The sequence below is a fragment of the Alkalibacillus haloalkaliphilus C5 genome (assembly GCF_000269905.1).
In the GTDB taxonomy this organism is placed as follows: Bacteria; Bacillota; Bacilli; order Bacillales; family Alkalibacillaceae; genus Alkalibacillus; species Alkalibacillus haloalkaliphilus_A.
Window position 1 is genome coordinate 1 of record NZ_AKIF01000174.1, and the last position, 5304, is coordinate 5304.

General features: G+C 33.4%; 6 protein-coding genes. All 6 read left to right on the forward strand.

The window, feature by feature from the left end:
- Positions 1-332 (forward strand): GNAT family N-acetyltransferase (locus A194_RS0114290; protein ID WP_017187490.1); only part of this gene is annotated, 332 nt, incomplete at its 5' end.
- Positions 333-334: 2 nt separating this feature from the next.
- Complete coding sequence (locus A194_RS0114295; RefSeq protein ID WP_017187491.1) at positions 335-1315, forward strand: GNAT family N-acetyltransferase; 981 nt, start codon at positions 335-337, stop codon at positions 1313-1315.
- Between the two features lie 206 nt (positions 1316-1521).
- On the forward strand, positions 1522-2550 hold the full coding sequence (locus tag A194_RS18640) for a glycosyltransferase family 4 protein (protein WP_237718781.1): 1029 nt from the start codon (positions 1522-1524) through the stop codon (positions 2548-2550).
- Between the two features lie 19 nt (positions 2551-2569).
- Positions 2570-3604 (forward strand): polysaccharide biosynthesis protein, encoded by a 1035-nt coding sequence (locus A194_RS0114305; protein WP_017187492.1) that lies wholly within the window; start codon positions 2570-2572, stop codon positions 3602-3604.
- Positions 3589-4698, forward strand: a complete 1110-nt coding sequence (locus tag A194_RS0114310) for a capsular polysaccharide biosynthesis protein CapF (RefSeq protein WP_017187493.1) — start codon at positions 3589-3591, stop codon at positions 4696-4698. Before A194_RS0114305 ends, A194_RS0114310 begins: the two co-directional genes overlap by 16 nt.
- A 5-nt stretch (positions 4699-4703) precedes the next feature.
- Positions 4704-5304: UDP-N-acetyl glucosamine 2-epimerase (locus A194_RS0114315; protein WP_017187494.1), on the forward strand; the 601-nt coding region annotated here is incomplete at its 3' end.

A 5304-nucleotide genomic window follows, 5' to 3' on the forward strand; every position in this document is an offset into this window, starting at 1 on the left:
AAAGAGTAGACTCTTTAAAATCTTATATATTAGAAGGTAAAGCTACCGTTCTTGGAAGCATAGTCTGTAAAGAGCTAGTAGGTTTTATTTGGTTTTTTGAGAAGGATATTGGTGACCATAAAGTTATACATATAAACCACTTTGTTGTAAAAGAAAATAAACAGGGATTAGGTATCGGTACATCTTTGTGGAATGAAGTAGAAAGATACGCCAATGACAAGAAGATTATTGATATCGAATTATTTGTAACAAAAACTAATGAAACAGCCGTTGATTTCTATAAGAAAAGAAACTTTGAGGTAGAAAGGCTATATATGAAAAAGAGGTTATAAATATGAATGATATATATTTCGATGTCAATTATGCTAAGGTAAATGAGTATCTTGAAAATGGAAAAGCTCTAAACTTTTCAGTGACTTGTGAATATGGAAGGGTGTCAAATCTATTTATACTTCGTGAGATTCCTGTCAAATTATGTGGAGAGACGTTTTATGACATAACAACCCCTTATGGGTATGGGGGCCCAATAATAGAAAAAGTTAATTATGAACAAAAAAGTTTATTGTTAGACACTTATGAAAAGGAATTTGCTAAGTTTTGTTATGAAAAAAAAATTGTTAGTGAATTTGTTCGTTTTCACCCTATAATAAATAATGCTAACGATTTTAATAAGATCTATAATGTTTCATTTAATAGAAAAACTCTTGGTACTGATTTGAAAAGTTATGATGATCCAGTGATGAGTGAGTTTTCTAAAAGCTGTCGGAAAAAAATTAGAAAAGCATTGAATAAAGGTATTTCATATGAAGTTATAGAAAGTCCAGAAAGTATAGGGGAATTCAAAGACATTTATTATTCAACGATGGATAGAAACAATGCCTCACAATATTATTATTTTGGAGAAGAATATTTCGATAATCTCTTATTAAATTTTAAAAAAAATATTGTATTAGTTAAAGCTACATATAAAGGGGCAACAATTTCTCAAGGGTTGTATTTTGTATATGGTGGTTATATACATATACACCTTTCTGGAACCTTGAGTCAATACCTAGAATTATATCCTGCATATATCTTAAGGTATGCTGTTACAAGATGGGGGAAGGAAAAAGGCTACGAATTAATCCACCATGGTGGTGGGCGATCAAGTTCCTCAGAGGATGGTTTATACGAATTTAAGAAAAGGTTTAGTCAGAATACAGAATTTGATTTTTATATAGGTAAAAAAGTATGGGATAAGACTAATTATAATAAAATCTGTAGTATAGTGAATGTGAAAAAAAATCAAGACTATTTCCCGGCTTATAGACTGTGATAAATATTAGTAAATTAAGGTGAGAATATGAATATATTATTTTTATCAATAGGGAATCTGAACAGTATTAAGGATGGCGGTATATATGCTGATCTTTTACGAGAATTTGAGAGAAAAGGGCATCATGTTTATGTAGTTAGCCAAGGGAGCGACGTCTTAATCTACCAACTGAGTATGTAAATGATAGTGGAGTTAACTTCCTTAAAGTGAAAATTGGTAATATAACAAAAACGAATTTGATTGAAAAAGGAATATCAACACTTACTATAGAATCAAAGTTTTTAAAGGCAGTTAAGAGAAAACTTAGCCATGTGAAATTTGATTTAGTTTTATATTCGACTCCGCCAATAACATTTGAAAAGATAATTAAATATGTAAAGAAAAGAGATCAAGCGAAATCGTATTTATTGCTAAAAGATATATTTCCTCAGAATGCAGTAGATTTAGGGATGTTTAGTAAAAAAAACCCTATTTACTGGTACTTTAGAGCAAAAGAAAAAAAATTGTATAAAACCTCTGATTATATAGGATGCATGTCACAGGCAAATGTGGATTATGTGTACAATAATAATTCGTATTTACAAGCCAAATCAACTGAGATTGAAGTTTGTCCTAATAGTATTGAACTTAAGTCAGTGAATATAAACCAGAAAAAAAAGGTGGAAATCAGAAAAAAGTATGGTATTCCTACTGACAAAACAATATTTCTTTATGGTGGAAACTTAGGTAAACCACAAGGGATTGATTTTTTAATAAAGTGCTTAAGGCAAAATGAGAAGAGTGAAGGTGCATTTTTTGTTGTTGTAGGATCTGGAACAGAATTCGACAAGTTAAAATTATTCTTTGGAAATGAAAAGCCTAGAAATTCTTTATTACTCTCTTACCTTCCAAAAGATGATTATGAAGTCCTTGCGAATTCATGTGATGTAGGTTTAGTTTTTCTCGATAAAAGATTTACTATACCGAACTTCCCTTCTAGAATTCTTTCTTACATGAATGTATCAGTTCCGATTTTAGCAGCGACTGATCCAAATACTGATTTAGGTGATGTGATAAGTAAAGGTAGATTTGGCTTTTGGTGTGAAAGTGATAATGTGGAAAAATTCAGTGAACATGTTGAGAGGCTTTGTGACCAAAGTTTAAGAAAACAACTAGGGATTAACTCAAAAAAGTACCTAGTAGAAAATTATACTACTGAACATACTTATAATATTATTATGCAACATTTTGAATAAGAGAAAAGAGGTTCGTTATATGTTTAAGGGTAAGACTTTGCTAATCACTGGAGGCACCGGCTCTTTTGGTAATGCAGTTATGAGACGTTTTTTAGATACTGATATAAAAGAAATCAGGATTTTCTCACGAGATGAAAAAAAACAAGAAGATATGCGTAAGCAATATAAGAGTGATAAGCTAAAATTTTATATTGGCGACGTAAGAGATATTAATAGTTTAAGAGATGCTATGCACAACGTAGATTATGTATTTCATGCAGCCGCACTTAAACAAGTTCCTTCATGTGAGTTCTTCCCAATGGAAGCTGTTAAAACGAATGTAGAAGGTACAGATAATGTTGTTACAGCTGCAATTCGTACAGGGGTTAAAAAGGTGATCTGTTTATCAACAGACAAAGCTGCTTATCCAATTAATGCAATGGGGATTTCAAAAGCCATGATGGAAAAAGTCTTTGTTGCAAAGTCAAAGACAGTTGACCCAGAACAAACATTAATCTCTGGGACAAGGTATGGAAATGTAATGGCCTCAAGAGGTTCTGTTATTCCTTTATTCATAGAACAAATAAAAAATGGCGAACCAATCACAGTTACAGACCCTAGTATGACACGTTTTTTAATGAGCTTGGAAGAAGCGGTCGAGCTCGTTGCATTTGCATATGAAAATGCTGAAGCTGGAGATATAATGGTCCAAAAAGCACCAGCTTCGACGATTGAAGATCTTGCTATCGCTTTAAAAAAGCTTTTTAGAGCGGACAATGAAATTAAGGTGATTGGAACGAGGCATGGTGAGAAATTATATGAAACTTTACTGACAAGAGAAGAGCATGTTGTTGCACAAGACTTAGGTGGTTTCTATAGAGTACCGGCAGACACAAGAGACTTAAATTACGATAAGTATTTTGTAGAAGGTGATCAACAACTATCAACTGAAGACGAGTATAATTCACACAATACTTATCGCCTAAGCATTGAAGAGGTTAAAGAGAAATTATTAACTTTAAATATCGTTCAACAAGAATTGAAGGAGTGGGAAAAACAATGGGCATCCTTGTAACAGGCGCAAATGGGTTTATTGGTCAAAACTTAATAGCTGAGTTGAATGTTCGTGGGTTCGAAGAAGTTTACGAAGTAACAAGGGAAACTACGGAGGACCAATTACAATCGTACTGTAGTAAAGCAAGGTTTGTATTCCACTTAGCGGGTGTAAATCGACCACAAGACCCTAGTGAATTCATGAAAGGAAACTATGAATTCACGAAAAAAATGTTAACAATGTTATCAAATAGCGGAAATAAATGCCCAATCTTATTAACCTCATCAATTCAAGCGGAACATAATAATCCTTACGGTGAAAGCAAACGGGCTGGCGAACAATTAGTGTTTGACTACGGACAAGCTAATGGAGTTAACGTCTTTGTTTACCGCCTCCCGAACGTATTTGGAAAATGGTCTAAGCCTAATTATAATAGCGCTGTGGCGACTTTCTGTCATAATATTTCTCGAGACTTGCCGATTCAAATCGGTGATCCAGATGTTAACTTAAATCTTGTGTATATTGATGACGTAATAAAAGAGTTTATCTCAGATTTAGAGGGTGAAACAGAACCAAATGGGAATTTTTCCGAAGTCAAAGTTACACATGAAATTCGCTTAGGAGAATTAGTAGATAAACTATATTCTTTTAAAGAAATCCGTTCAAATTTATCAGTACCGGATTTGTCTGATCCTCTAACTAAAAAGTTATACAGTACGTATCTTAGTTTTTTACCAGAAGACCAGTTTAGTTACGAGCTTAAAATGAACCAGGACAATAGAGGTTCATTTACAGAAGTACTGAGGACAGTTGATCGTGGACAAGTATCAGTCAATGTTTCTAAACCAGGCATTACAAAAGGGAATCACTGGCACCACACTAAAAATGAAAAGTTTTTAGTTGTAAGTGGTGAAGGTGTTATTCGTTTTCGTAAACCAGGAGAAGATGAAGTGATTGAGTATTTCGTAAGTGGTAATAAACTAGAAGTAGTAGATATACCTGTTGGTTATACTCATAACATTGAGAACTTAGGGTCTACAGATATGGTAACGCTCATGTGGGTTAATGAACCATTTGACCCAAGTAAGCCAGATACCCATTTCTTGGAGGTTTAACAACCATGAAAAAGTTAAAAGTCATAACAGTAGTAGGTACAAGACCAGAAATTATTCGTTTATCACAAGTTATACAAAAGTTAGAAGAGTCCGAAGCTATTGAACATGTGTTAGTACACACTGGGCAGAATTATGACTATGAGTTAAATGAAGTGTTTTTTGAAGATTTCGGATTAAGAAAGCCTGATTACTTTCTAGATGCAGCACAAGGTTCCGCAGTTGAAACAATAGGAAGAGTTTTAATCGCAGTTGATCCAGTTTTAGATGAAGTAAATCCTGATGCTTTACTAGTACTTGGTGACACTAATAGTTGTTTATCAGCGATAGCTGCAAAGCGTAAAAAGATCCCAATTTTTCATATGGAAGCAGGAAACCGTTGTTTTGATCAACGTGTACCTGAAGAAACAAACAGAAAGATAGTAGATCATGTAGCAGATATTAACCTAACATATAGTGACATTGCACGAGAGTATTTATTAAGGGAAGGAATTCCAGCAGATCGTGTAATTAAAACTGGTAGCCCGATGTATGAGGTGTTAAATGCTAAGAAAGAAAATATTGATCAGTCGGATATTCTTAATAAACTTGACCTAGAAGAAGGTCAGT